General features: G+C 66.2%; 27 protein-coding genes and 1 other RNA gene. 8 read left to right on the top strand and 20 right to left on the bottom strand.

All coding sequences use genetic code 11. The annotated features are described in order from the left end of the window. Positions 1-7: 7 nt before the first annotated feature. From JF515_RS06540 to JF515_RS06495, 10 genes are all read right to left on the bottom strand, one after another. On the bottom strand, positions 8-658 hold the full coding sequence (locus JF515_RS06540) for an ABC transporter ATP-binding protein (RefSeq protein ID WP_203102252.1): 651 nt from the start codon (positions 656-658) through the stop codon (positions 8-10). Then, the gene (locus JF515_RS06535) at positions 655-2,142 is read right to left on the bottom strand and encodes an ABC transporter permease (RefSeq protein ID WP_203102250.1); all 1,488 of its coding nucleotides are present in this window, start codon (positions 2,140-2,142) and stop codon (positions 655-657) included. The genes JF515_RS06540 and JF515_RS06535 overlap by 4 nt, the downstream gene beginning before the upstream one ends. A 154-nt stretch (positions 2,143-2,296) precedes the next feature. Continuing rightward, on the bottom strand, positions 2,297-3,310 hold the full coding sequence (galE, locus tag JF515_RS06530; RefSeq protein WP_203102248.1) for a UDP-glucose 4-epimerase GalE: 1,014 nt from the start codon (positions 3,308-3,310) through the stop codon (positions 2,297-2,299). A gap of 61 nt (positions 3,311-3,371) precedes the next feature. Continuing rightward, positions 3,372-3,968 (bottom strand): recombination mediator RecR, encoded by a 597-nt coding sequence (gene recR / locus JF515_RS06525; RefSeq protein WP_203102245.1) that lies wholly within the window; start codon positions 3,966-3,968, stop codon positions 3,372-3,374. Beyond that, a complete protein-coding gene (locus JF515_RS06520; protein WP_203102243.1) occupies positions 3,965-4,282 on the bottom strand; it encodes a YbaB/EbfC family nucleoid-associated protein in 318 nt (105 codons plus the stop codon). Before JF515_RS06520 ends, recR begins: the two co-directional genes overlap by 4 nt. Before the next feature lie 19 nt (positions 4,283-4,301). Then, positions 4,302-6,308: a DNA polymerase III subunit gamma/tau gene (dnaX, locus tag JF515_RS06515; RefSeq protein ID WP_203102241.1), complete on the bottom strand. Its 2,007-nt coding sequence runs from the start codon at positions 6,306-6,308 to the stop codon at positions 4,302-4,304. Positions 6,309-6,417: 109 nt separating this feature from the next. After that, positions 6,418-6,514: signal recognition particle sRNA small type (gene ffs, locus JF515_RS06510), an RNA gene on the bottom strand. A 96-nt stretch (positions 6,515-6,610) separates the two neighbouring features. Beyond that, entirely contained in the window at positions 6,611-7,060 is a 450-nt protein-coding gene (locus JF515_RS06505) for an Hsp20 family protein (RefSeq protein ID WP_203102239.1), read from the bottom strand. A 150-nt stretch (positions 7,061-7,210) separates the two neighbouring features. Beyond that, complete coding sequence (locus JF515_RS06500; RefSeq protein ID WP_338015178.1) at positions 7,211-7,807, bottom strand: 2OG-Fe(II) oxygenase; 597 nt, start codon at positions 7,805-7,807, stop codon at positions 7,211-7,213. A 79-nt stretch (positions 7,808-7,886) separates the two neighbouring features. Continuing rightward, complete coding sequence (locus JF515_RS06495; RefSeq protein WP_203102237.1) at positions 7,887-8,363, bottom strand: YbjN domain-containing protein; 477 nt, start codon at positions 8,361-8,363, stop codon at positions 7,887-7,889. Positions 8,364-8,517: 154 nt separating this feature from the next. On the opposite strand from JF515_RS06495, the gene JF515_RS06490 reads away from it, so the two are divergent. The 5 genes from JF515_RS06490 (at position 8,518) to JF515_RS06470 (ending at position 12,534) form a co-directional block, all read left to right on the top strand. Further along, a complete protein-coding gene (locus tag JF515_RS06490; RefSeq protein WP_203102235.1) occupies positions 8,518-9,195 on the top strand; it encodes a hypothetical protein in 678 nt (225 codons plus the stop codon). 196 nt (positions 9,196-9,391) lie between these two features. Beyond that, positions 9,392-9,940, top strand: coding sequence for a helix-turn-helix transcriptional regulator (locus JF515_RS06485; protein ID WP_203102233.1), 549 nt, complete (start codon positions 9,392-9,394; stop codon positions 9,938-9,940). 122 nt (positions 9,941-10,062) lie between these two features. Beyond that, on the top strand, positions 10,063-11,103 hold the full coding sequence (locus JF515_RS06480) for a DUF2804 domain-containing protein (protein WP_203102231.1): 1,041 nt from the start codon (positions 10,063-10,065) through the stop codon (positions 11,101-11,103). Further along, complete coding sequence (locus JF515_RS06475) at positions 11,097-11,621, top strand: DUF4282 domain-containing protein (protein WP_203102229.1); 525 nt, start codon at positions 11,097-11,099, stop codon at positions 11,619-11,621. The genes JF515_RS06480 and JF515_RS06475 overlap by 7 nt, the downstream gene beginning before the upstream one ends. 52 nt (positions 11,622-11,673) lie before the next feature. Continuing rightward, positions 11,674-12,534, top strand: coding sequence for a pirin family protein (locus JF515_RS06470; RefSeq protein ID WP_238400898.1), 861 nt, complete (start codon positions 11,674-11,676; stop codon positions 12,532-12,534). 63 nt (positions 12,535-12,597) lie between these two features. On the opposite strand, the gene JF515_RS06465 is transcribed toward JF515_RS06470, so the two are convergent. The 5 genes from JF515_RS06465 to pyrC are packed head-to-tail and all read right to left on the bottom strand — an operon-like array spanning position 12,598 to position 17,766. Beyond that, complete coding sequence (locus JF515_RS06465) at positions 12,598-14,754, bottom strand: acetyl-CoA hydrolase/transferase family protein (protein ID WP_203102227.1); 2,157 nt, start codon at positions 14,752-14,754, stop codon at positions 12,598-12,600. A gap of 31 nt (positions 14,755-14,785) precedes the next feature. Beyond that, positions 14,786-15,115: a DMT family transporter gene (locus JF515_RS06460; RefSeq protein ID WP_203102225.1), complete on the bottom strand. Its 330-nt coding sequence runs from the start codon at positions 15,113-15,115 to the stop codon at positions 14,786-14,788. 1 nt (position 15,116) lies between these two features. Continuing rightward, positions 15,117-15,623 (bottom strand): ZrgA family zinc uptake protein, encoded by a 507-nt coding sequence (locus tag JF515_RS06455; RefSeq protein WP_203102223.1) that lies wholly within the window; start codon positions 15,621-15,623, stop codon positions 15,117-15,119. Positions 15,624-15,628: 5 nt separating this feature from the next. Then, positions 15,629-16,708, bottom strand: a complete 1,080-nt coding sequence (locus JF515_RS06450) for a CobW family GTP-binding protein (RefSeq protein WP_203102221.1) — start codon at positions 16,706-16,708, stop codon at positions 15,629-15,631. 17 nt (positions 16,709-16,725) lie between these two features. Further along, a complete protein-coding gene (gene pyrC, locus JF515_RS06445) occupies positions 16,726-17,766 on the bottom strand; it encodes a dihydroorotase (RefSeq protein ID WP_203102219.1) in 1,041 nt (346 codons plus the stop codon). Between the two features lie 285 nt (positions 17,767-18,051). Here pyrC and JF515_RS06440 point away from each other — a divergent pair, with 285 nt between their 5' ends. Continuing rightward, positions 18,052-18,633 carry a hypothetical protein gene (locus JF515_RS06440; RefSeq protein ID WP_203102217.1) on the top strand — a complete coding sequence of 194 codons (582 nt, stop codon included), beginning with the start codon at positions 18,052-18,054 and terminating at the stop codon, positions 18,631-18,633. Here the strand turns inward: JF515_RS06440 and JF515_RS06435 are convergent. Continuing rightward, positions 18,630-19,808 carry an acetyl-CoA C-acetyltransferase gene (locus tag JF515_RS06435; RefSeq protein WP_203102215.1) on the bottom strand — a complete coding sequence of 393 codons (1,179 nt, stop codon included), beginning with the start codon at positions 19,806-19,808 and terminating at the stop codon, positions 18,630-18,632. The two genes, JF515_RS06440 and JF515_RS06435, sit on opposite strands and share 4 nt — an antisense overlap. A 119-nt stretch (positions 19,809-19,927) precedes the next feature. Then, on the bottom strand, positions 19,928-21,550 hold the full coding sequence (locus JF515_RS06430) for an acyl-CoA synthetase (RefSeq protein ID WP_238400897.1): 1,623 nt from the start codon (positions 21,548-21,550) through the stop codon (positions 19,928-19,930). A 156-nt stretch (positions 21,551-21,706) separates the two neighbouring features. Here JF515_RS06430 and JF515_RS06425 point away from each other — a divergent pair, with 156 nt between their 5' ends. Both JF515_RS06425 and JF515_RS06420 read left to right on the top strand, forming a co-directional pair. Beyond that, on the top strand, positions 21,707-23,188 hold the full coding sequence (locus JF515_RS06425; protein ID WP_203102212.1) for a PAS domain-containing sensor histidine kinase: 1,482 nt from the start codon (positions 21,707-21,709) through the stop codon (positions 23,186-23,188). Continuing rightward, positions 23,185-23,847 (top strand): response regulator transcription factor, encoded by a 663-nt coding sequence (locus JF515_RS06420; protein WP_203102210.1) that lies wholly within the window; start codon positions 23,185-23,187, stop codon positions 23,845-23,847. The genes JF515_RS06425 and JF515_RS06420 overlap by 4 nt, the downstream gene beginning before the upstream one ends. Positions 23,848-23,868: 21 nt before the next feature. On the opposite strand, the gene cydX is transcribed toward JF515_RS06420, so the two are convergent. From cydX to JF515_RS06405, 3 genes are read right to left on the bottom strand one after another with little or no spacing between them, the layout of a single operon-like run. After that, the gene (gene cydX, locus JF515_RS06415; RefSeq protein ID WP_138771721.1) at positions 23,869-24,000 is read right to left on the bottom strand and encodes a cytochrome bd-I oxidase subunit CydX; all 132 of its coding nucleotides are present in this window, start codon (positions 23,998-24,000) and stop codon (positions 23,869-23,871) included. A gap of 12 nt (positions 24,001-24,012) precedes the next feature. Further along, a complete protein-coding gene (cydB, locus tag JF515_RS06410) occupies positions 24,013-25,143 on the bottom strand; it encodes a cytochrome d ubiquinol oxidase subunit II (RefSeq protein ID WP_338015177.1) in 1,131 nt (376 codons plus the stop codon). A gap of 12 nt (positions 25,144-25,155) precedes the next feature. Beyond that, positions 25,156-26,739: a cytochrome ubiquinol oxidase subunit I gene (locus tag JF515_RS06405; RefSeq protein WP_203102208.1), complete on the bottom strand. Its 1,584-nt coding sequence runs from the start codon at positions 26,737-26,739 to the stop codon at positions 25,156-25,158. Positions 26,740-26,962 lie beyond the last annotated feature (223 nt).

Genomic DNA, 26,962 nt, shown 5'->3' with positions numbered 1-26,962 from the left:
GAGGACCTCATAGTCGGTCGAAATCGAAGACGCGGTCACACAAACGCTGGACCTGTTGTTCGGAATGAGAAACGAACACGATGGTCTGGTCGGAATGCATCTTTTTGAGCATTTCCCGTTCCGCTTTCTTTCTGAAGTGCTTATCACCCACGGCGAGCACCTCATCGAGCAGCAGTACGTCCGGAGTCAAATGCATGGCCACGGAAAAACCGAGCCGGGCACGCATGCCAGAGGAATAGGTCTTGACCGGTTCATGCATGAACTCGCCAAGCTCGGCGAATTCCGCGATGCCGGGTAAGCGCTCGCGAGCCTGACGGCGGGTATAGCCAAGCAACATGGCACTGAGCACGGCATTGTCGGTACCCGGAAGCTCTCCATCGAACCCCGCTTGCAGAGCCAACAGGGACACCGTTACACCGTGATTGATGACGGTACCGCTATCCGGCTGAATGATTCCCGCCAGCGCCCGCAACAGCGTCGACTTGCCGGCCCCGTTATGACCGACTATTCCCAGGGTCTCACCACGGTAGAGTTCGAAGCTGATGCCCTCGAATACCTGATAGTAGCGAGCAGGCCGGAACAGACTACCCGAACGCTTATAGCGAACACCCAGGTCTCGTACCGAGATCACCGGCGAAGCATCCGCGATGCTGCTCATTCCACCACCACCCGGGGAAACACCCCTTCAAGGCGCCGATAGGCGAGCAGCACCAACGCCAGACCGAACAGCGAGGCCAGCGCCAGCCAGCCGAGCTGGCCCCAGTCCGGCCACTGGTGTTCGAGCAGAATGCGCCGGTACTGATGCAGCAGGTTGGCCATGGGGTTGGCGAGGAACAGGTCCCGCCAGCGTTCGGGAATGGTGTCCAGGGTGTAGAACACGCCACTGCAGAACAGCAGGAACTGCAGGCCGGTGGGCACCAGGTTGAGCAGGTCGCGCACGAAGGGAATCAGCATCGCCAGGGCGCAGCCCACCACCACCATGAGTAGAAGCTGTAGCGCCACCACCGGCGCCAGTGCCAACCAGTGGGGAGTGGGCGGCAGGCCGTAGAAAATCAGGAACACCGCCAGCATCAGAAACACCAGGCTTTGCTTGCCGGCGTTCTGCGCCACCGCCACCAGAGGGAAGAACAGTGGCGAGACCCGCACCTGGTTCATCAGGCCACGGCCTTCGACGATGGTGTTGGAGGCGTGCTGCACGGTCTTGGCGAACCACTGGAACGGCACCAGGCCGGTGAGCAGATAGGCGACGAAGCCTTCCCCGCCACGGTGCAGGAGCATGCCGAACACCACATAGAACACCGCCATGTAGAGCAGCGGGTCGAGTACCCACCATAGGTAGCGCAGGTGGTTGCGGTTGGCTTCCGACTTCAGATTCAGGCGCGCCTTGGTGAGCACCAGATCCAAGAAGTTACGGCCATTCCGGCGTTGGGGCGGAGCCACCGGTGACGGCGGGTCCTGGTCCGTCTCGGCCAGCCAGTCCGCACCATACTCCTCGGCCAGGCGCAGGCGTCGGGCTTCGCGGGGCCGGCCGAGCCGGTCCTGCGCGTCGGCGGCGCGGCGATAGCCGGCGGGCAGGTCCGGGAAGCGTTCGCGCACCAGGGCCCAGCGGGCCAGAGCTTCCTCCCAGTCGCCGGCTTCCATGGCCAGTTCCGCGTACTGAATCGGGCCGCCAGGATCGTCCGGAAAGGCTTCCCGGACGTGGCGGTTGTACACCAGGGCGGCATCCGGGTCGCCGTCGGCCAGGGCGAGCCCGGCGCTGCGCAGCCATACCGGCGGGTCGTCCGGGAAGCGACAGCGGGCCTCGGCGAGCAGGCGCGCGGCTTCGCCGTGGTCGCCCCGGGCGAGAGCGACGTTGGCGCCCTGCACCCAGCCACCCGGGTGCGACGGGAAACGGCGGCGGGCCTCGGCGAGGAAGCCGGCGGCGGCATCATGGCGGCCCAGTTGCTTATAGGCCACCGCCGCCTGGATCCATACCGGGGGCTGATCGGGGTAAACGGCGCGCAGAGTGGCCCAGCGGCGCGCGGCGGTTTCCCACTGCCGCGCCGCCATGGCATCCCGGGCCCACTGAAAAGCGTCCTGCGGGGCAAGCCGGTCATCCTGCGCGGGCAACGGCTCGAAGGGTTGAATCTGGCGTGGCGCCATACTGCATCCGGTCCAAAACGGGTCGGGCAGAAGGTGCCACACCGAGCGGTACCGGAACCGAGACACAGTCGGTAAAACACCCCCGGATCAGGGGGATTTTTGAATTTTTTACGACTTTTTCACGCCATGATGGCGTCCGTACGGGTAAAGGGCGTTAGCGGTACCCGTCCGGATTTCGCTCCTGCCAGCGCCAGTGATCGGCGCACATTTCGTCGATGCCACGGCGGGCCCGCCAGCCCAGAACCTTCTCCGCGTGGGTCGGGTCGGCGTAGCACACCGCCACGTCGCCGGGGCGGCGCTCGACGATGCGGTAAGGCACCTCACGCCCGCTGGCGCGGGCGAACGCCTGGACCATTTCCAGCACGCTGTAGCCCCGACCGGTGCCCAGGTTGGTGGTGATCAGCCCGCCCCGTTCGAACAGAGCATCCATGGCCGCCAGGTGGCCCTGGGCCAGGTCCATGACGTGGATGTAATCGCGCACGCCGGTGCCATCCGGGGTTGGATAATCGCCGCCGAAGACGCTCAGTTGCTCGCGCTTGCCCACCGCCACCTGGGCCACGTAGGGCATCAGGTTGTTGGGGATGTCGCTGGGGTCCTCGCCGATGCGGCCGCTTTCGTGGGCACCCACCGGGTTGAAGTAGCGCAGCAAGGCAATGCGCCAGGATGGGTCGGCGACGTGCAGGTCGCGCAGCATGTCCTCGATGTGCAGCTTGGTGGCGCCGTAGGGGTTGGTGGCGCTGAGCGGGAAGTCCTCGCGGATCGGCACCGTGGCCGGGTCACCGTAGACCGTGGCCGAGGAACTGAATACCAGGGTGCGCACGCCGGCGCGCTCCATCGCCTCGAACAACCGCAGGGAGCCGCCCACATTGCAGTCGTAGTAGCGCAGCGGCTGGGCCACCGATTCGCCCACCGCCTTGAGGCCCGCGAAGTGAATCACCGCGCCCACGTCGTGCTCGTCGAAGAGGCGGTCCAGCAGCGCCCCGTCGCGAATATCCCCTTCCACGAACACGGCCTGGCGGCCGGTGATCGCTTCCACCCGGCGCACCGCTTCACGGCTGCCGTTGGAAAGATTGTCGAGCACCACCACCGGGTGGCCATCCTCGAGCAGCCGCAGCACCGTGTGCGAGCCGATGTAACCGGCTCCGCCGGTGACCAGAATCGTTTTCATCACTCCTCCTTTGCGCCCCTGGCGAGGCGCGCTTCAGGATGCATCCTGCATCCCGAGTCCATCAGAACGGTCGGCGGCCGCGCAGGGCCTGGGCCAGGGTGGCGCCGTCGACGAATTCCAGGTCTCCGCCCATGGGCACGCCCTGGGCGATGCGCGACACATTGACGCCGGCCTCCCGGGCCAGATCGAGCACGTAGTGGGCGGTGGCCTCGCCTTCCACGGTGGTGCCGGTGGCCAGGATCAGTTCCTGAATCTGCCCTTCGTTGAGGCGCGCTTCAAGCACGTCCAGCCCCAGTTCGCGGGGGCCGATGCCGTCCAGCGGTGAAAGCTGGCCCATGAGCACGAAATAATGGCCCCGGTACTCGCCGGATTGTTCCACCGCCAGCACATCCGCCGGCGACGCGACGATGCACACCAGCCCGGCATCACGGCGCGGGTCCTGGCAGATCGGGCACAGCTCGTCCTCGGCGTAGTTGCGGCAGCGCTTGCACTGGCGCACGCCGTCCATGGCCCCGGAGAGCGCGGCGGCCAGGGCGCGGCCATCGTCGCGGCCCCTTTCCAGCAGGGTATAGGCCATGCGCTGAGCGGATCGGGGCCCCACCCCGGGCAGGCAGGTAAAGGCCTCGATCAGCGTTTCCACCAGGGGCGGATGCTTCACGGCTTGAAGCCCGGCGGGAACGGAAAGCCTTCAGCCATGCCCTTCATGGATTCCTGCTGCTGGCGCTCCACGCGACGCACGGCGTCATTGACCGCGGCGGCGAGCAGATCCTCGAGCATGTCCTTATCCTCGCTCATCAGGCTGTCATCGATGGCCACGCTCTTGACGTCGTGGCGACCGTTCATGACCACCTTGACCAGGCCGGCCCCGGCTTCGCCGGTGACCTCGGCATTGGCGGCGTCTTCCTGGGCCTTTTTCATCTTCTCCTGCATGGCCTGGGCCTGCTGCAGGAGGTTGTTCATGTCGAAATCCATGGCAACCTCGGTTGTCGGTTCAGTCTTCCCGGGGACGGATGCTGGCTTCATCCAGCCGGGCATTGAAGCGTTCCATCAGGGTCTTGACGGTGCCGTCGTCGAGCAGCGCCTGGCGGGCCTCCGCCAGACGTTGCCGCCGCCGCTCCTGGTCCAGGGCCTCCGGGGTGTCGCCGGCGTCCGCCTCGAATTCCAGGCTGAGCCGGATGCGGCGCTGGAAATAATCGCTCAAGGCGCCGGCCAGTTCCTGGGTGCGATCCTGGTTGACCAGCACCTGGTGGCCGGTGGCCAGCTTGAGGGTCCACTGGTCGTCCTGACGCTGGGCCAGCACCGCGTTGCGGGCCAGGTTGCGTACCGTGCCTTCCAGGGGCAGGCGCTCCACCAGGGCCGCCCACCAGGAGCCCACGTCCCGGTCGGATTCGGGCTCGGCCAGCGGCAGCGGCGGTTCCTGGGCCTTGGCCGGGGCCGGGGCCGGCGCCTGGGCCTCGATCCGGGCCGCGCTCCTGTCAGGCACTGGAGCTCTGTCCGGCGCCGGAGCCCTGTCAGGCGCTGGAGCCCTGTCAGGCGCCGGAGCCTGGGAACTCGCCGGAGCCCGGGGCGGCGTGTCCGCCGGGGGCGCCGGCGGCGCGCCATCCGTCATGGCCGGAGGTGCTTCGTCCCAGGGTGGCGGCTCCTCGTTCCAGGGCGGCGCGTCGTCACCGTTACCGTCACCGGAGGACGGGGCCGGCGCCGGGCTGGCCGGGGCGGGCCGCGCCGGAGGTTCGGCGGCGGCCTGGCGCCGGGGCGCCCGGTCGTCGCCGAGCAGCGCGCGCAGGTCACCGGGGGTGGCGGTGGGCGTGCTGGCCGCCACGTCCCCGGCCGGGGTGTTCATGGTGGAGGGGACGTCGCCGGTGGCACCGGCGGCGGGCGCCGGCTCAGGCTTTTTTGCCGGGGCCCGGGCCTCCCCGCCAGGCAGGACGCCGCGCGGAGAAAACAGCACCATGCGCAACAGGATCATCTCCAGGGCGGCGCGGGCATCCGGCGCCTCCTGGACATCCCGGCGCCCCCGCAGCGCCACGTCGTAATACAGCTGAATCTGTTCCGCCTGGAACACGGCGGCCAGCGCCACCATGTCCGCGTCGGCGCCTTCGCCGCCCAGCGCCTGGATCACCGCCAGTTCGTGCAGTGCCGCCACCACCTCGTCGAGCAGCGCCAGCTCATCCGGCGCGTGCTCGGCGATGCCGGCCAGGGCACGCAGCACGCCGGCCGCCTCGCCGCCGCCCAGGGCCTGCAGCAGGGTACGCACATGGCCACGGTCGACGGTGCCGAGCATGGCCGCCACCGCCTGCTCCGTGAGCTGCTCGCCGCCGAAGGCGATGGCCTGGTCGGTGAGGCTGAGGGCGTCGCGCATGGAACCCTGGGCGGCACGGCCCAGGGCCAACAGCGCCGGCTCCTCGAAACGGATCATCTCCCGTTCCAGCAGCGTCTTGAGATGCCCGGCGATCAGCTCCGCCGGCAGCGCCTTGAGGCTGAACTGCAGGCAGCGCGACAGGATCGTCACCGGCATCTTCTGCGGATCGGTGGTGGCGAGCAGGAATTTCACATGGGGCGGCGGCTCCTCCAGCGTCTTCAGCAAGGCGTTGAAGGAATGGGCCGAGAGCATGTGCACCTCGTCGATCAGGTACACCTTGTAGCGGCCCCGGGTGGGCGCGTACTGCACGTTCTCCAGCAGCTCGCGAGTGTCCTCCACCTTGGTGCGGCTGGCGGCGTCCACCTCGATCAGGTCCACGAAGCGGCCTTCGTTGATTTCCTGGCAGGTGGGGCACACGCCGCAGGGCTGGCTGCTGACGCCCTCCTCGCAATTGAGGCAGCGCGACAGAATCCTCGCGATGGTGGTCTTGCCCACGCCTCGGGTACCGGTGAACAGGTAGGCGTGGTGCAGGCGGTCCTGGTCCAGGGCATGGGTCAGCGCCCGGGAGACGTGCTCCTGGCCCACCAGTTCATCGAAGGTGCGCGGGCGGTACTTGCGGGCTAGAACCTGGTAACTCATCGCTCTCCAGCCGGACGGCATTCGGGGCTTCAGGAAAACCCGTATGCTAGCGAATCCGGAGCGTTTTAGACAGCGAATCGGGGAAAGCGGGGGGAAGGAATGGAGGCCTTCCCGCCAGCCGCACCCCGGCACACGAGTCCACTGCTACCGTTGCTCCCTTCCGGGCCTGGCGGGGTTCACAGTCTGTCGTTGCGGGGGGACCGGCGGGTCGGCCATCGCTCGCCTTTCAGCGAGCGCGCATTGTGGCCAAAGGCCCGGGGCTTTGCAAGCACCCGGGCCGGGCCGGCGCGCCGGGCGCCGATTTATTCGGCGGATTGCCCGTCCAGGGTGTCGCCACCGCCGTTGATCGGTACCTGGCGGGGCTTGGCGGACTCGGGCACGACCCGGGTCAGGGCCACCACCAGCAGGCCGTCCTCGAAGCGGGCGCCTTCCACCTGCACATGGTCGGCCAGGCGGAAGCTGCGCTCGAAAGCACGGCGGGCGATGCCGCGGTGCAACCAGGTCCGGTTCGGGTCCTCGCCATCGCGGGGCTTACCGGTGATGCGCAGCAGGTTCTCCTGGACGGTGATGTCCAGCTCATCGCGGGAGAAACCGGCCACCGCCATGATCACGCGGTAGGTGCCGTCTTCCTCGCGGATGATGTCGTAGGGCGGGTAGCCATTGGACTGATCGGAGCGCAGCACGCTTTCCAGCCAGTCGTCGAAGCGGTCAAACCCCACGGAATGTCGGAACAGGGGGGCCAAGGTGTTCATCACGTTACCTCCAATCCATCTCGAACGGTCCCCGAAGGCGACCGAAAGGACAAAGTCAGTGTCGTGACGGGTTAGCCGGCTAAAGCTGTCACGCTTTCTTATTTAGGGGTCGGGGAACGGATTTCAAGGGCTTTTTGACGCGGCCCGCGATCAGCGGGCCGGGTCGGCGGCCAGGGTGGTGCTGTTGTTGCAGCGGAACCAGCCGGCGATGCTGAGCCGCTGGCGGCTTGCTTCCATCACCTCGTGGGGAATGTGCTCGCTGAGAAAGCACACCAGGGTACCGGCCCGGGGCGTCACCTCCATGGCCGGCGTCACCGCATCCGGCCGCGCCCACAGGCGCAGGCGGCCACCGTCGTCGTCGCGCCACTGGTCATTCAGATACAGCACCGCCGAGAGCACACGGCCATTGTTGCCGTTGAAGGCGTCCAGGTGCCGGCGGTAGAAGGCGCCGGGGTCATAGACGGCGAAGTGGGCTTCCAGGTCGAACAGCCCCAGGAACAGGGCCCGGTTCACGGACAGCCGCAGCTGCTCCATTTCATCGAGCAGGTGACACTGGGCCAGGGTGGAGCCATCCAGCCAGCGGGTGCGGTCCCGGCGTACGCGGGTATTGCGGTGCTGCTCCTGGCCACGACCGATGCCGGCTTCCTGGAATTCGCCACGGCGGTGGCGCAGCAATGCCTCGCGGCGCAGGGCGCGCACCAGATGGGCGGGGAAATAGTCCGGCGCCACCGCGTAGTGGCGCGCCACCAGATCATCGATCAGCCGCTGGCAACGATCGCCGCCGGGGCCGCCGATCCAATCGGCAGGATTGTTCAGGGTCGTGTCCTCAGTGCAGGGCGCCGGGCTCCGCGGGGCCGTCTTCCTCGTCCGGGTCCGGCCAGATCAGCCAGTCCGCCTGCTGGCAATCTTCCAGCAACTGCACGGTGGCGTCCAGCGTCGCCTGCACGAAGTAGATGAACTGGTCGAAGGTGACGCCCTGGCGACCGAACAGCAGGTCGCAGGCCACCATGCGCGGCATGGCATCGTCGTTGACGTCCAGGAACACTTTCAGGGAGGGGTAATCCACGTTGAGCCGGGACAGATCAGCCTGCGCCACGAAGATCGCCGCGGGCCGCAGCTCCAGTTCCGTGGACAGCAACACGCCGTCTTCCTCCACGAACAGGCGGGCGTCCACCACCCCTTCCCGGCCTTGCAGCTCGGACAGGTGCAGACCATGGCACTGATCGCAGATGTAGTATTGAATGTTGGCCTGTTCCAGCCAGCGCGTGACTTGTTCCGCGTCCGGCGTGACCACCGTCAGCATCGGCTCACTCCTTTATCCGGGGGCGCATGATCCGGCATTCCCGCCACAAAGGAAAGGCCCGCATCGGAAAAAAGCGGCGCTTGCGCCCGCCGCCACGACGGTGGTTATCATTGCCCGCGATACAAGCTGTTTACCTTTCAGGGATTTTCCGTTCATGACAACAAAAACCTATATCGCCTTCCGCAGCAGCGCCCGCCTCCACCAACTCACCGACGGCTTCATCGAACGCATGCGCCATGGGGCTCGCGCGCCGGAACCGAAGGTGGTGGAAGACATCATGACCACCTTCATTCAGGAATCGTTGGACGCCTTCTTCCTGACCCCGGCGTCCTACTCCGGCCTGAGCACCACCCAGCAACGCCTGGTACGGCTGGCGGCGGACACCATCTCCAAGGCGACCCGCCTGGTGATCGGTCGCAGCGCGCGCAAAATGGATCTGAACCAGAATCGCGCCGCCGCGGACTACATGGACAGCATCCGTTTCCCCGGGCCACGGCACGCCTTCTGGTACGTGGCCTTCCCGGTCGAGCCGGGCCTGGCCGAGCGCGGGCGGCGGCTGGCGCAACGCACCGAGGAAGGCCATTTCGAGGGGGCCCGCGAGGACATGGTCCATTACCTGCGCGGCATTACCGACCAGGCTCTGCACTGGTATTTCAATAAACCCATCGACCTGCTCGGCTTCGGCCCGATCCTGCGCCGGGTGGCTTCGGTGGGCGTGGACACCACCCGCAAGGCCAGCTACGGCGTTATCAACAAGGTGATTCCCAATCTTAGTGACGAACAGTTGACCCAATCAGCGCTTTACTACCTGGGTATGCAGGTGCGTCACTGACGATCGCCGGCGGTGACCACCGCCTTTTCGGTCACTCAAGAAAACACCCTGATAACAAATACTTACGCTCGTACCGGGAACGGAACGAACGTCACTAAGTTTTTACAAAAGTGCTTATACAACGGATTGCGCAGCGCTTCGGCGGCTCTCTACTATCAAAACAGAATGACGATAACGAACGAACGAGGAGCCCGCCGTGTCATTGCGCCATGCCATTCTTGTCCTACTGCAAGACCAGGAAGCGAGCGGCTATGACCTCGCAAGGGAATTCGCCAACAGCATTGGCCTGGTCTGGAACGCCACCCATCAACAGATTTATCTGGAGTTGGGAAAACTCAATGAACAGAACATGGTCAGCTACCGCCATGTTCCCCAGGAAGGGAAACCGGACAAAAAGCTTTACCAACTCACCGACGAGGGCCGCGAGGAACTGATCCGATGGCTAAAGAAGCCGGCGGGCCCGGCACGCATCCGCGATGCCTTCATGGTGAAGGTGGCCGGCGGGCAACTGGCGGATACCCAGAGCCTGCTCTCTGAACTGGAGCAACTGGCCAAACAGAGACGGGAACGGCTCGCCACCTTCGAGGCACTGGCCAAGCGTCTCGACGACGAGGGCCTGGAGGACAACCTCTTCAACTATCTCACCGTGCGGCGCGGCATCCTCGACCAACGGGCCTGGTTGCAATGGGCGGAAGAAGTACGCCGCACCCTGGAAGACCTGTCCGTGAGCAGCGCCACCCCGTGACCCCGGCCCCGGCGTGCGCGCCGGGGCGTCCTTGTCCGACATGATCCTTGCCCCGCTTGCTCCTCCGGGGGGCCCTGGCTATGTTGGCGTTTGAACAATCACCGGGGATCGGGACCCACCGCATGCACTTCGATGATCAACCCTCTCAACTGATCGCTCCGGATGGCCAGGTCCGCCTGGGCCTGTTTCCGGATACCGTGGCCCGCGTCAACGGCCGCGATCACGATTACCGGCGCCCCATGGGATCGCCGGCGTCGCGACGGGCGCGTCGTTTCCATTACAAGCAGTTCCAGTATTTCGGGCTGGTCAGCGACGAGATGCTGATTGGCTGCGCCCTGGCGGACACCGCTTACCTGGGGCTGGCGTTTTTCTATGTGTTCGAGCCGGCCAGTGGCCGGTTGCGCGAGCATACCTGGCGCTCGCCGCTGGGGCGGGCACTGACCATGAGCGATTCGCCCCTGCAGGGCGAGAGCCGTTTCCAGCAAAGCGGCGTGTCGATCCGGCTGGGTTACGAACAGAATGACGACGGTGAACGGCGCAAGAGCCTGACGGTGTCCTTGAACGACCTGGAACTGAGCACGGCGCTAACCGAGCCGGTGGGTTACCGGCCCATGTCGCTGTGCACGCGCACTGGAGTGAACGGCTGGACCTACGCCAACAAAGTGGCCGGGGTGGACGTGACCGGCACCCTGCGCGACCAGGATGGCGAGCGGGACCTGGGCGCCCTGCCCGGCGCCGGTGGCCACCATGATTTTTCCGCGGGTTACATGCGCAGGGAAACGTTCTGGAACTGGGCCTGCCTGTCCGGCCGGCTGGAGGGCCACCGGGTGGGCCTGAATCTGTCCTGCGGGGTCAACGAGACCAGTGTCAGCGAAAACTGTTTGTGGCTGGACGGCGAATTGATCAAGGTGGAGGGCACCCGGTTCGATTACCGGCGCGATGATCTCCAGGCCCCGTGGCGGGTGGTGAGCCGCTGCGGTCGGGTGGATCTGACCTTCACGCCCCTGGGGCGTCATCGCGAACGGCTCAACCTGGGACTGTTCGCCAGCAACTTTCATCAACTGTTCGGGCGTTTCGATGGCGAGTTGCGGCCCGCCGACGGGGCGCCGCTGGCCGTGCGCGGCCTGCACGGTTTCGTCGAGGAGCAATACGCGAAATGGTAGACGAGCAAAAACAGCCGGACGGTGATCCGGATACGCCGCCGGCGTCGGAGCCGGTCAACGAGCGGCTGCGGCGCGGCCTGTTCTGGGCCCTGGAATACTGGCGCGAGCTGTTCAACTTCCGCTTCGATAAGTACATGATCATCCAGGTCATCCCGGGGGTGTACGGGGTGGCGCTCACCGCCATCGGCCTGGGCTTGCTGTACCTGTGTTTCGAAGCGTTCGTGGCCTCCACCTGGCGGGGTCTGTTCTTCCTGTTCATCGGCGGGCCGCTGCTGTTTCTGTTTTCCGCCACCCTGCTGCGTGCGCTGCTGGAGTTCTACATGGTGGTGTTCAAAATCTCCGAGCATGTGGACCAGTTGGTGGGGCTGCGCGACACCGTGGACCGGCTGTCCGGCATTGGTGATTCCGTGGATGAGATGGTGTCGGTGACCCGCCGCATTCCATTCTGGCGGGTGCTGGCCGGCACCCGCCGGCGTGGCGGGCGCGCGGCTCCAGAGGACGACTCGCACACATCCTGACCGCCTCCGGCGGGTGTATGCTGAAGGCCTCTCCCCGCATGGAGTCGCCATCATGGATGTGCTCAAACCCCATACCCGCGATATCGGTTTCCCGGTGCGCCGGCTTTTGCCCGCCGCCGGGCGGCAGCGCGTGGGCCCGTTTATTTTCTTCGATCACATGGGTCCCCATGTGTTTCCCGCCGCCAGCCGCGAGGGCGATGTACGACCGCACCCGCACATCGGCCTGGCCACGGTGACCTATCTGTTCTCCGGCTCGATGATGCACCGCGACAGCCTCGGTACGGAGCAGCGCATCGAGCCCGGCGCCATCAATCTGATGACGGCGGGCCGGGGCATCGCCCATTCGGAGCGGATTCCCGAGGACACCCGCGCCAATGGCGCGGCGGTGGAGGGCATCCAGACCTGGCTGGCGCTGCCGGTGGACCAGGAGGAGGACGCGCCCTGCTTCAGCCACCATCCGGCCAAGGCGCTGCCCGTATACCAGGACCGGGGCGTGACCGCCCGGGTGCTGCTGGGCCGGGCCTTCGGCCTGGAATCACCGGTGCCAGTGCCCTCGCCCACCCTGTACGTGGATATTCTGCTGGAGGAAGGCGCGTCCCTGCCGCTACCGGCCAGCGACCATGAACGGGCCCTGTACGTGGCGGAGGGCACGCCCCGGGCCGGCGATCTGCCGCTGCCCACCCACCACGTGGCCACCCTGGACAGCGACCGCAGCTGGCTTCTGGAAACCTTCGACGGCCCGGCCCGGCTGATGCTGTTCGGCGGCGCGCCGCTGCCCCACCCTCGCCATATTTACTGGAATTTCGTGTCGTCCAGAGCGGAGCGCATCGAGCAGGCCAAGGAGGATTGGCGGGCGCGCCGGTTCGACGATATCCCCGGCGAGACCGAGTGGATTCCGTTGCCAGGGGAGTGACCGCCGATCGCGGCTAAAACCCGGCCGCTCCTAGCGCATTCTAAAGCCGCCGCAGGAGCGGCTTCAGCCGCGATTGGCGTCCAGCGCGGTCAGCAGCAACCGCTGGTAAAGGCGTTCGCGCAAGCCATCCGGCTCGTGCAACCCCATGCGCTTGAGTTCGTCGGCGTGGGCGTCGGCGTCGTGCTCGTGCAGCAACGCTTCCCGGGCGAGCTTCAGATAGTCCTTCTGGCTCACCGTTTCCTTCAGCCAGGTGAGCCCCTTCAGCAGCCGCTGTTCGGTGGTGTCGAAATCCGTGCCGAGGGGAAAATCCGGAAAGGCATCGGCGCCGGCGTCGGCCTTGAGGCGGCGCAGAAATTCCGGGTTATTGTGTCGAAAGCGCTCCGGGATGCGGTAGTCGCGACGCAGCTTGCCGGCTTGCCAGGCCTGTTCCATGAGTTCCACCTGAAAGCGGCTGTCGGCCACGTTGAGCATGGCCATGACCACCTCTTCATCGGTCTTGCCGCGCAGGTCGGCGATGCCGTACTCGGTGATGACGATGTCGCGCAGGTGCCGGGGAATGGTGTTGTGGGCGTAGGAAAACAAGACGTTGGAGGCGGCCTCGCCGCCACGCTGACGCCAGGCCCGGGTCATCAGAATGGAGCGCGCGCCGGGCAGCTCGTGGGCCTGGCTGACGAAGTTGTACTGGCCACCCACGCCGCTGAGCACGCGCCCGTCGTCAAGTTGATCGGACACCGCCGCCCCCAGCAGGGTGACGGTGAAGGCGGTGTTGACGAAGCGGGCGTCGCGGCGCTGCAGGATGCGCAGTTCCTCGCCACCGTAGAGGTCGTTGATCTGGTTCACCCGGGTCATGTTGATCTTGCCCCGGGTGTCCGCGTCCAGCTCGCGCAGACGCTGGTAAAACGCCGCCGGCCCCAGGAAGAAACCGCCGTGCATGATGATCCCGCCGTTGAGGCTGTCGCCGCGCCAGGTTTCCAGGGCTTCGCGGGTGTCCGGATGATCCAGATCGTTGGGCACGCTGTCATCGTTGGGCAGTCGCAGGCGATTGCCTTCCACGGTGAGGCCGTAACGCAGCACGCCGAAATCGGTGAGCCGCTTGAGGTGTTCCGGCGGCAATGGGGAGAGAATGCCGCGCCGGCGGCGCAGGCCGTCGATGAGCTCCAGGCCGGGCACGCAGTTGGCGTGCTTGAGGCACTCCGCCTGCAGCGCTTTCCAGTCGTACACCGGGCGGCGGATGATGCCGTCGTCGATCAGCCGCAGCAGACCGTGGGTCATCATCTCGCTGCAGCCGTAGAGCCCCAGTTCGAAGGGCCGCTCGCCGCCTTCGCGGCCGATCAGCTCGCGGTGCGTCTCGGGCAGCGCCAGGGCATCCAGCAGCCGGCGGTAGTCCTGGTTGTAGCGCTCCCGGCGGCGGAGGTGATGCACCAGCGCATCACCCAGGGCGCCAATGCCGATCTGCAGCGTGCCACCATCGCGCACCAGGGCGCTGGCGTGCAGGCCGACAAAGTGATCCTGCAGGTTCACCGGCATGTTGGGGGTGCTGAACAGCCGGGTCTGGGCCTTGGCGTCGTCAATGACGATGTCCATTTCGTCGTACCAGGGACCCAGTTCGGCGTCGTTGCCCATGAACGGCAGGTCGTGGTGCACCTGGCCCACGGCGACAATGGTCTCGCCGGCGTCACGGCGGGCCTTGAGCATGGGCAGCAGCTCCAGGGTCACCTCCGGGTTGCAGGCGTAACTGTAGCGGCGCGTCTTGCCTTCCCCCTCCACCGCCAGCATCTGCGCCACCACATTGACGCCACGGGCGTTGATGTCACGGGCGGCGTGAGTGTAGTTGACACTGATATAGCGGCGCTGGGCGCTCTCGCTGTTCAGCAGGCTGCCGGGCTGGAAAAAAAATTCAAATACGCGCACGTTGTCCGGCAGGTCATCCTTGCGCAGCGCGTGCAGGTAATCCAGTTCCTCGTAGTCACCGAACACCCGGTCGGCGAAGGGCTCCAGGAAACGGCGCTCCAGATCGCTGCCGGCGGCGGGCCGGCCCAGGGACAGCGCGGTGTAGATATCCAGCCGGATCGAGGCGTCGGCCTGGGCGCGCTGGTAGAGGGCGTTGACCAGACGGTTGGGCTTGCCCAGCCCCAACGGCAAGCCGAGGCGGATATCGCCACCGGTGAGTTCGATCACGCGGTCAGCGGCCTTGAAAGCATCGTCCAGTTGCTCGGGCACGTCGGGCTCCTTGTTGTATTGGTCCTGGGCGTCAGTGCCCCCCGGTACCGGAGACGGCGCTGACCAGAATCACGCCGATCACGATGAGGAGCATACCCAACACCGCCGGCGCGTCGGGTATTTGTTTGAAAAATAAAACCCCCACCAGGGCGATCAGCACGATACCGCTGCCGGCCCACACGGCGTAGGCAATCCCCATGGGCACGGTACGCAAAGTCAGCGACAAAAAATAGAAGGCCAGGCAATAGCCGACCACGGTCACCGCCGAGGGCCAGAGACGAGTGAAGCCGTGGGAAGCATTGAGCGCGGAGGTGCCCACCACCTCGCTGAGGATGGCCACCGCCAGATACCAATACCCCATATCAGTCCTCCAAGACCGGAATGCGGGTGTCCGGTGCTTTCAGGGTCCAGGCCCGTTCACCGGACGGGGTCAGCAGCAGAATGTCCAGGGGCACGCCGTTGATGAACTCCAGCAGCGGCACGTCCAGAGCCAACAGCGCGTCCGGCTGCTGGCAGCGCCAGGCGTAACGGCCGGTGAACCGCGCCGGTGGCGTGGAAACCGGCGGCGACAGGCTGGAACCCGCGTTCTGGCGCGTCACCGAACAGAGCGCCTCCGGGGCCGGCTCAAGCACGTTGCGGGCTTCGCTAAGGCGACCCAGAGCGTCGCGCACCGCCATCCTTTCCTCATCGGTGCCGGGGGCATGCTCGAAGCCCACCACCTGCCCGGCGGGCAGAGACAGCCGCGCCACCAGGGCATGGCCCTTGAGCGCGATCTCCAGGCTGCCGGCGACCGGTTCGACGCCGGCCCCGTCAGCGGCGCCCGCGGCGCTCGCCAGTACCAGCAGAGCGGCCAGTAGGGATTTCACCATGCTCGTTACCCTCCATCCTCGTCCATAACAGGGGAATCCGTGGCGCTCTCCATATCCAAGCTGCCCATATCCAAGCTGCCCATATCCAGACGGCGGCCCCAGTCCGCCAGCAGCTTTCGCGGCACCGCCGGGTCGTCGCCGGCGGTGATCACCACCAGCCGGCTGTCCTCATCGCCACCGGGCCACGCCGGCAGCGGCGTCATTTCCAGAGGCTGCGCCCCGACCGCCTGGATCAGCAAGGGGCCATCCAGTTTTTCGATCGCCACCAGCCCCTTGAGCCGCACCAGATCATCGCCGGCGGCGGCGCGCAGGGCCGCCAGCGCCGCCTGCAATTGCTCATAGGCGATGCGCCCGCGCCAGCGCAGCCCGGCGGGCTGCAGGGCGTGCCCGCGACCGGCCGGGGTGGTGGAAGGCGCCATCGGCGAAATGGACGCCGACATCACCCCGGACAGCGGCGCCAGCACGCCGGTGATGCGACAGCGACGGGGAAAATCCCGGTCCAGCACGGTGGCGTCAACGGCGGCGGCATCGACCACATCGGCGTCCGGATTGAGGCGCGCCAGAGCCTCGGCCAGCGCCTGGCGGGCGGCGCCGTCCACCCGGTCGACCTTGGTGAGCAGCAAGCGGTCGGCGGCGGTGACCTGCTCCAGGGCTTCCGGATACCGTGCCAGGGCCGCCTCGCCGGCCACCGCGTCCACGGTAGTGAGGATGGAGCGCAGCGAGAAACGCTTGCGCAGCCAGGGGTCCTGCTCCAGCACCGACACCACGCCAAACGGATCGGCGGCCCCGGTGGTTTCCAGCAGCACCAGCGAGAAGGCCGGCAGATCACCGGCGGCCCGGGCCATGTAAAGGTTGCGCAGGGTGGTGCGCAGAGTGCCCTGCACCGCGCAGCACACGCAGCCACCGGCCAGCAGACTCACCGGCGCGCCCACCTTGCGGGCGAGATCCTGATCAATGCCGATGTCGCCCAGCTCGTTGATGATCACCGCCAGGTCACCGCGCTCGCCGAGCCAGCGATTGAGCAGCGTGGTTTTGCCACTGCCCAGGAAACCGGTCAGCACCACCAGGGGCGTGGGCGCACTCATTCCGCCTGCCGCCGTCATCAAGCCTCCCGCATGGCCCAGGGCAACGCCTGGCCGGCCATGAACGGCACCATCGCCTCGCCGCCGGCGGTGACCGTGTCCGGCACGGACCAGTCGCGGCGCTCCAGGGTCACGGTGTCGGTGTTGCGCGGCAGCCGATAGAAGTCGGCGCCAAAGTGGCTGGCGAATCCTTCCAGCTTGTCCAGAGCGCCGTAACGGTCCAGGAAACTGGCGTACAACGGCAGCGCCGCCCGCGCCGAGTAGCAGCCCGCGCAGCCGCAGGCGGCTTCCTTTTTGTCGCGGGCATGGGGCGCGGAATCGGTGCCCAGGAAAAAGCGTGGGTGGCCGTCCAACACGGCACGCTGGATACGCTCCTGATGGGTACGTCGTTTCAGCACCGGCAGGCAGTAGTTGTGCGGTCGCACCCCGCCGACCAGCAGATCGTTGCGGTTCATCAGCAAATGTTGCGGAGTGACGGTGGCGGCGCTGAACTCGCCGGACTCGCGCACGAAATCCACCGCCTCACCGGTGGTGACGTGCTCGAACACGATGCGCAGCGTTGGAAAGCGCTCGCGGATATCGGCCAGATACCGGTCGATGAACACCCGCTCGCGATCAAAGATATCGATTTCCGGCTCGGTCACCTCGCCGTGCACCAGCAAGGGCACGTCGTGCTTTTCCATGGCTTCGTAGAGGTGGCCGATGCGGCCCGGATCGGTGACGCCGCTGTCGGAGTTGGTGGTGGCGCCGGCGGGGTACAGTTTGAAGGCGTGCACGAAATCACTTTGCGCGGCGCGCGCCACCTCTTCCACCGGCGTGGCATCGGTAAGGTACAACACCATCAGCGGCTCGAAGCCGCTGCCGGCCGGAATACGCGCCAGGATACGCTCCCGGTAGGCCTCGGCCTGGGCCACGCTGGTTACCGGCGGCGTCAAATTCGGCATGACGATGGCACGGCGGAAAACCCGGGCGGTGGCGGGCACCGTTTCCGCCAGCATCTCGCCGTCCCGGAAATGCAGGTGCCAGTCGTCGGGTCGGGTGATGGTCAGGGTATCGGTCATGGCGGATGTCCTGTGGGCCGGAGGGGATGCTCATGATACGCAAAATTCCCGGCGCTCCACAGTTGCCGTGCGACCGGGCGCACCCTTTCGGCGGTTGCTTTTGAAGTCGGTGGCGGCGGCGCCTACGCTTTCCGCCGGCTTTTCCAGCCCCGGGTTCCGATCGAGGGAAACGCGATCAAACCGTGAGCCGGCGATGAGTAAGCCTCGGAAATTCCTATGATAATCTGAACCAGTCGATGGCATTACACGGCTTGGCATGTTTGAGGCCGTGTGCAAGGGGGAGCAATGGGGCGCACCGCGGAACAACCTTCCACGCCGGGACACCTGGTCTGGCAGCTGGATCACTTCGAGAATCACCGGCGCGCGATCCGCTTCGTGCGGCAGTTCCAGGATACCCTGTGCGTGTTCAGCGGTCCGGTGGGCCAGCTGTACACCAACTATGAGATCGCCGTGCCGGAAGGCCAGGACCGGTCATTGATCATTCTGCCCAATCCCTACGCCTACCACGACACCTTCAACGGGCTGCCGGAGGACGGCGCGCGCCCCACCGGTATCACCATCATCCCCGGCGAACTGGCCGGCGGCAGCGGCCTGCATATGCTGATTCCGCTGCGCGGCAAGACCGGTCGTACCATGCGGCGGGTGCCGCTGGCCACCGGCCTGCGCGCCCTGCTGCGTCAGGAAACCGGGGAACGGCCGTTCCTGCCGGTGATCACCAAGGGCGATCTGCGCGCCTTCGACAAGGACAACCCCAGCCTGCATCTGCACCGGCTGCTACCGGAGCGACTGAGCGACATCTCGGCCATGGAGATCAACGGCATCCGCCGGGCGATCCGCGACCGCCTGGCGGTTTACGTAAACGGCTAGCGTTCCACCGCCAAGGCCACGCCCTGACCGCCACCAATGCACAGGGTGGCCAGGCCCTTTTTCACATCCCGGCGCTGCATTTCGTGCAGCAGGGTCACCAGCACCCGACAGCCGGAGGCACCGATCGGGTGACCCAGGGCGATGGCACCGCCGTTGACGTTGACCTTGGCCGGGTCCCACTCCAGTTCCTTGCCCACCGCCAGGGATTGCGCGGCGAAGGCTTCGTTGGCTTCGATCAGATCCACCTGGTCCAGGCTCCAGCCAGCGCGCTCCAGGCAGCGGCGGGTGGCGGACACCGGGCCAATACCCATGATCGCCGGGTCGACACCGGCACTGGCCTGGCCAGCCAGCCGCGCCAGGATCGGCAGACCCAGTTGCTTGGCGCGGGCTTCGCTCATCAGCATCACCACGGCGGCGCCATCGTTGAGCGCGGAGGCGTTGCCGGCGGTCACCGAACCGTCCTTCTTGAAGGCCGGACGCAGGCCGCCCAGGGACTCGGCGGTGGTGTCGGCGCGGGGCTGTTCGTCGGTGTCGACGATTTTCGGCTCGCCCTTGCGCTGGGGCACTTCCACCGGGGTGATTTCATCCTTGAAGCGGCCGGACTCGATGGCCGCGGCGGCCTTGCGATGGGAGGCGGCGGAGAATTCGTCCTGCTGCTCCCGGGTGAGGCCATATTTCTCCACCAGGTTCTCGGCGGTGATGCCCATGTGGTAGTCGTTGAAGGCGTCCCACAGACCGTCCTGGATCATGGAATCCACCAGGCTGGCGTGGCCCATGCGCAGGCCGGTGCGCGCCTTGGGCAGCACATAGGGCGCCAGGCTCATGCTCTCCTGGCCGCCGGCGATCACCACCTCGGCTTCGCCGCAGCGGATCGCCTGGCTGCCCAGGTGCACCGCCTTGAGGCCGGAACCGCACACCTTGTTGATGGTCAGGGCCGGTACTTCCTGGGGCAGACCGGCCTGAATGCTGGTCTGGCGCGCGGGGTTCTGGCCGGCGCCGGCGGTGAGCACCTGGCCCAGGATCACCTCGCTGACCGCGGACGGCTCCAGGCCGGTGTCCGCCAGCAGCCGGCGCACCACGATTTCACCCAGCCGGGTGGCGGGCTGATCCGCCAGACCACCCTGAAAGCGGCCGATGGCGGTACGGGTAGCGGCGACAATGACCACGTCTTGCATGCGATTCTCCCTCGTTCAAACGACAACAGGATTCAGCGAAAGGCGGCCATTTTAGGCGCTAACCGCCGTTCAGGCGACCACCACGGCACGGATAGGTCCACGCCATGGCGTCGCGGGCCTTACAGCGCCCGGGCGCGGTCACGCAGCACGTACTTCTGAATCTTGCCGGTGGAGGTTTTCGGCAGCTCACCAAACACCACCGTCTTGGGCACCTTGAAGCCGGCCAGGTGATCCCGGCAGAAGCCGATCACGTCCTGTTCGGAGACGCCTTCGCGACCCGCCTTGAGGGTGACGAAGGCACAGGGAGTCTCGCCCCATTTTTCGTCCGGGCGCGCCACCACCGCCGCCTCCATGACGTCACCGTGACGGTAGAGCACGTTCTCCACCTCGATGGTGGAAATGTTCTCGCCACCGGAAATGATGATGTCCTTGAGACGATCCTTGATCTCCACGTAGCCATCCGGATGCCAGACCGCCAGATCACCGGTGTGGAACCAGCCGCCCTGGAATGATTCCCGGGTGGCGGCCTCGTTTTTGAGATAGCCCTTCATCACGGTGTTGCCGCGCATGAAGATCTCGCCGATGGTCTCGCCGTCCCGGGGCACCGGTTCCAGGGTCTCCGGGTCGGCCACCATCACCCCTTCCAGGGTCGGATAGCGCACCCCCTGGCGGGACTTGATGGCGGCGCGCTCCTCCAGCGGCAGCTCATCCCAATGGCCGTGCCAGGCGCACACCGTCACCGGGCCGTACACTTCGGTGAGGCCGTACACATGGGTGACGCGCAGCCCCATTTCCTCCACCGCGCCGATCACCTTTGCCGGCGGCGCGGCGCCGGCGGTCATGGCGTCCACGGGATGCTCGATGGCCGCCTTGGCCTCCTCGGGCATGTTGATCAGGGCGTTGAGCACCACCGGCGCGCCACACAGATGGGAAACCCGGTGCTGCCGGATCAGAGTCAGGATGCGCTGCGGGTCCACACGCCGCAGGCACACATGCACGCCGGCCTGGGCGGTGACGGTCCAGGGGTAGCACCAGCCGTTGCAGTGGAACATGGGCAGCGTCCACAGATACACCGGGTGCAGCCCCATGGACCAGGTGGCCTGGTTGCCCAGGGAATTCAGATAGGCGCCACGATGATGGTAGACCACGCCTTTGGGATCACCGGTGGTGCCGGAGGTGTAGTTGAGGGAGATGGCGTTCCACTCATTGTCCGGCCAGTGCCAGTGGTACTCCGGATCGCCCTCGGCAAGGAAGGCTTCATAGTCCAGGTCGCTGACCGGTTCGCCTTCGTCGTATTCCGGATCGTCCACGTCGATCACCAGGGGCGGCGTGTCCAACCGCGCCAGGGCGTCGGCGATCACGGCGTGGAATTCCCGGTCGACGATCAGCGCCTTGGCCTCGCCGTGCTCCAGCATGTAGGCGATGGCATCCGCGTCCAGGCGCACATTCAGGGTGTTCAGCACGGCGCCGATCATCGGCACGCCGAAGTGGGCTTCCAGCATCGCCGGGATGTTCGGCAGCATCACCGCCACGGTGTCACCCTTGCCGATGCCACGCCCGGCCAGGGCCGAAGCCAGACTCCGGCAGCGCTGATAAGTCTCGCGCCAGGTGCGACGGATGTCACCGTGAATCACCGCCGGATAATCCGGGTACACCGAGGCGGTGCGCTCGATGAAGCTGAGGGGGGTCAGGGGAACGTGGTTGACCTCGGTGGGCGCCAGGCCCTGCTCGTAAATGGACATAACGATGGTCCCGTGGTTGTTCGCGGTATTATTCGGGTAGAGTTACGGCATTGACCCGTAACGCCGGGGCAACTTTATAGACGAAAAAGAACAGATATGGAAATAAAACCAGAGTCTTATAGTATATCTACTAGATGCCGTTTTGGGTGACCCGGGATGGCCACGGACCCCGCCCCCGCCCTGCTCGACCAGGACCCGCAACCGGCGCTGGTACTGGACGCCGCCGGCCAGCCCCTGGACGCCAATCCGGCCCTGCACGCCCTGCTGCGCGATCAAGGCGCCGACACCGGCGCTGCCCTGCCCGCCAATTACCCGGCGCTGGCCGCCGCCTGCCTGTGCCAACGGCGGGCCATCGCCGAGGTGGAAGCACGGCTGGGCGAGCGGCTGCTGCTGTGGACCTTCATTCCCCTGCCCGGCAACCGGGTGCTGGCCCGGGGCCGCGACGCCACCGAACAGCTCGGCAACGAAAAGGCCGCCTACCGGGCCCGCCGTCTGTACCGGCTGATCACCGAGAACACCACCGACCTGATTTCCCGCCACCGGCCGGACGGCGTGTTCCTGGACGCTTCGCCGGCGTCCTGGGGGCTGCTGGGCTACTGGCCGGAACAGCTGCGCGGACACGCCGTCCTGGACCTGTTCCACGAACAGGACCGGGAGCGCCGCCGCCGGGAGGCCGCCGAGGCCCTGGAGGAAAAGGGCTACCACACCATGACCTACCGCATCCGCCACCGGGACGGCCACTACCTGTGGTTCGAGACCGCCAGCCACGCCATCCGCGAAACCTACACCGGCGCCGTGGTGGAGGTGGTCAGCGTGAGCCGGGACATCACCGCCCGGGTGCGCGCGGAGCAAAACCGGCGGCGCCTGGCCGAGGTAATGGAAGCGCAGCAGCGCCGCCACCAGGACGAACTGGCGCGCAGCAGCCGGTTGATCGCCATGGGCGAGCTGGCCTCGGGCATTGCCCACGAGATCAACCAGCCGCTGGCGGCGATCAGCAATTACGCCGCCGCCGGCCAGCGCCACCTGAGCGCGTTCCGCGCCGGGGACGGCGACCAGGCCGATCTGGACAAAGTGGCGCGGAGCCTGGAGCGGGTCGGTGAACATGCCCACCATGCCTCCGAGGTGATCCGCCGCCTGCGGGCCTTCCTGCGCAAGGGCCAACGCCGCCTGGAGCCGTTGGACATCAATACCGTGGCGCGCCAGGCGATCCGGCTGTGCACCTGGGAAGCCCGGGCTCAGCGTATTACCCTGCGCGAGCATTTGATGCCGGACCCGCCGCCGTTGCAGGCGGACCGCATTCTGCTGGAGCAGGTGCTGGTGAACCTGCTACGCAACGCCCTGGACGCCAACCGGGAGCGCCACAGCGACGCCGGCTCCGAGGTGACCGTGGAAACCGCCCACCAGGACCGGGCCCTGGTGATCCGGGTCATCGACCAGGGGCCCGGCGCCGACCCGGACACCCTGGAGCGCCTGTTCAGCCCGTTCTACACCAGCAAGCCCGACGGCCTTGGCCTGGGCCTGCCGATCAGCCGCTCGGTGGTGGAAAGCCTGGGCGGCGAACTGAACGCCCGCTGCCTTGAGCAGGGGCTGGAAATGTATTGCCGGCTGCCGCTGGCCCGCCACGAGGAGAATCAATGAGCGCCGCCGAACAGATCGTTTATGTGGTCGACGACGACGCCGGCATGCTGGAATCCACGGTCTGGCTGCTGGAATCCGTGGGGTTGACGGCACGGCCGTTCACCAATGGCGCCGACTTCCTGGCCGCCTGCACGCCGGACCAGCATGCCTGCGTGCTGCTGGATGTGCGCATGCCCGCCATGGGCGGCCTGCAGGTGCAAAAAACCATGAAGGAACAGGGCCTGGGCCACCCGGTCATCTTCGTCAGCGGTCACGCCGACGTGCCCATCGTGGTACGCGCCTTCAAGGCCGGCGCCGTGGATTTCATCGAGAAGCCCTACAACGAGCAACTGCTGCTGGACAGCGTGCAGCAAGCGCTGGACCGGGAACGCCGGGCCCAAGGCCGCGATGCCGGGCGCCGGAGCGTGGACGAACGGCTGGCCCGGCTCACCCCCCGGGAACGGGATGTGCTGCTGCCCCTGGTGAAGGGCTACACCAACCGGGAAATCGCCGCGCAACTGAATGTCAGCGTGAAAACCGTGGATCTGTACCGCTCCCGGGTAATGAAGCGCATGGGCGCCGAGCGCCTGCCGGATCTGGTGGGGATGGCGATCGCCGCCGGGCTGGTGCCGCCGTTGCGGCTGCGGGAAGGGGATCAGGCGCCGCAAGCCGGCGCCTGATCGGAGGGACGGGCCGGAGGGTCAGTCCTCCTGGCCTTGCTGTTTGGCCTGCTCGGCCTGCTCGGTCACTTCGTTCAGCTCAAACCACATGGCGTTGAGAATGGCGAAGGTACAGGCCAGACCGACACCCAGAATCCAGGCGAAATACCACATTGTCGGTTCTCCTCAGTACATGTCCTTGTTGACGTCGCTTTCGCGGACCTTGCCCCACAGCACCTTGTACACCCAGGCGGTGTAGAGCAGCACGATGGGCAGCAGGATCACGGTGGCGATCAGCATGATGCCCAGGGTGTAGTGGCTGGAGGATGCATCCCACACCATCAGGCTGTGGCCGGGATCGGAGCTGCTGGGCAGGATCACCGGGAACATGGACACGCCCACCGTGGTGATGATGCCCGCCACCGACAGCTTGGAGCCCAGGAAGCTGAGCGCCCCGATACGGGTGAACAAGCCGAGCATGGCCAGGGCGGCCCCGCCAAAACCCACCAGCGGCACCAGCCACAGCAGCGGCTGGGCACCGTAGTTGGCCAGCCACACACCGGCCTCGGTGACCACTTCCTTACGCAGCGGATTGCTGGGGCCCATCGGGTCCATGGCACCCACCACGCGGTAGCCTTCCATATTGCTGACCCAGAAACCGCCGATCGCGAACAGCACGATCACCACGGCGGCGGCGATCAGACCAATGCGCCGGGCCCGTTCCGCGGGCTCGCCATCCGCCTTGATCTGCAGCCAGGTGGCGCCGTGCAGTACCAGCATGGCCAGCGACACCAGCCCGCACAGCAGCGCGAACGGGTTCAGCAAGGCAAAGAAGGAACCGGTGTAGAACGGTCTCAGGTCGCTGTCGAAGTGGAACGGCACGCCCTGCAGCACATTGCCCACGGCGACGCCGAAGATCAGCGCCGGCACCACGCCACTGAAGCACAGCGCCGCGTCCCAGCGGGCGCGCCAGCCGGCATCGTCACGCTTGGAGCGGAACTTGAACGCCACCGGGCGGATGATCAGCGCCACCAGGATCAGGAACATGGCCAGGTAAAAGCCGGAAAAGCTGACCGCGTAAAGCGCCGGCCAGGCAGCGAAGATGGCGCCGCCGCCCAGCACGAACCATACCTGGTTGCCTTCCCAAACCGGGCCCACCGTATTGATCACCTGACGGCGCTGGCCATCACCGCGGGCCACCGCCGGCAGCAGCGCGGCCACGCCCATGTCGAACCCGTCGGTCACCGCGAACGCCACCAGCAACACGCCGAGCAGAGCCCACCAGATCAACCGCAACACTTCATAGTCGAACAGCATGGCGTTGTCTCCTTATTCCTGAGGCCGGTTGAAGGCCGGTGAAAAGCGCTCGTCGAGCCGGGCCAGGTTGTCCGCGCTCTCCTCTTCCTCGGGGCCCTTGCGGATGTACTTGAGCATCAGCTTGACCTCGATCACCGCCAGGGTGGTGTAAATCACCAGGAAGCCGGCCACCGTGATCAGCAGATCGGTGACGGTCAGGCTGCTGACGCCCAGGAAGGTGGGCAGCACCCCTTCGATTACCCACGGCTGACGACCGTACTCCGCCACCAGCCAGCCCAGCTCCGCGGCCACCCAGGGCAACGGCAGGGTGTAGAACGCCACGCGCAGGAACCAGCGCGGCACCCGGCGGCGCAGGGAGACCATATAAAACGCCAGGCCGAACAAGGCGATCATGTAGAAGCCGATCACCACCATGAAACGGAACGACCAGAACAGCGCGAACACATTGGGCAGCGCGTCGCGGGTCGCCATGGCGATCTGCTCATCGCTGGCGTCGCGGGGGTCCTCCACGTATTTCTTGAGCATCAAGGCGTAGCCCAGGTATTCCTGGTTCTCCAGGAAGGTCTGGCGGGCCTCCGCGTTGCTCTCATCCACCTTGAGGGTTTCCAGGGCGTCATAGGCGAGCAACCCGTCGCGGATGTGCAACTCCGAGAGCGCCATCAACTCGCGGATGCCGGGAATTTCCTGATCGATGCTACGGGTGGCGATCAGCCCCATGACCCAGGGAATTTTCAACTCATAGTGAGTCTCCTGGGCCTCGCGGTCGGGGATACCGAACAGGGCGAACGGCGCCGGCGCCTCCTCGGTGTGCCACATGCCCTCGATCATCGCCAGCTTCATTTTCTGGTTGTCGGTGATGGTGTAACCGGATTCGTCACCCAGCACCACCACGGACAGGGCCGCCGCCAGACCGAAGGACGCGGCCACCGTGAAGGAGCGCTTGGCCAGCGCTTCGTGACGGTGACGAAGCAGATAGTAGGCGCTGATCGCCAGCACGAACACGGCCCCGGTAACGTAACCGGCGGCCACGGTGTGCACGAACTTGGCCTGGGCCACCGGGTTGAAGATCACCGCGGCGAAATCCACCACTTCCATGCGCATGGTGTCCGGGTTGAACACCGACCCCACCGGGTTCTGCATCCAGCCGTTGGCCACCAGAATCCACAGCGCCGACAGGTTGGAGCCCAGCGCCACCAGCCAGGTCACCGCCAGATGCTGCACCTTGCCAAGCTTGTCCCAGCCGAAGAAGAACAACCCCACCAGGGTGGCTTCCAGGAAGAAGGCCATCAGGCCCTCGATGGCCAGGGGCGCGCCGAAGATGTCGCCCACGTAGTGACTGTAGAACGCCCAGTTGGTACCAAACTGGAACTCCATGACGATGCCGGTGGCGACGCCCATGGCGAAATTAATGCCGAACAACAGCCCCCAGAACTTGGTCATGTCCCGCCAGATGGTGCGTCCGGTCATTACATAGACGCTCTCCATGATGGCGAGCATGAAGGACAGGCCCAGTGTCAAAGGAACGAAGAGGAAGTGGTACATGGCCGTCATGGCGAACTGCAGCCGCGACAACTCGACCAGCGTGGCGTCGATCATTGATGTTCTCCCCTGACTACAAACCGGCGAGCCACCGACCGGCCCGCCTGTGCACGGAAGGTCCTCCATGGCCTTCCAGTTCGAGGTACAGCATGCGTGACATTACACGCAACCGAATGACGGTGCCTTGAGCGAGATCAGGATGACGCGGGTGAAAGCCCGCCGGATCACGTCTACCATTGAGCGCCGTCCCGGTTAGCGCTCCTGGCACCATGGTCAGGAT

It is taken from the genome of Alloalcanivorax marinus (assembly GCF_016785095.1).
GTDB classification, from domain to species: Bacteria; Pseudomonadota; Gammaproteobacteria; order Pseudomonadales; family Alcanivoracaceae; genus Alloalcanivorax; species Alloalcanivorax marinus_A.
This window is presented reverse-complemented; position numbering and strand designations above follow the sequence as displayed.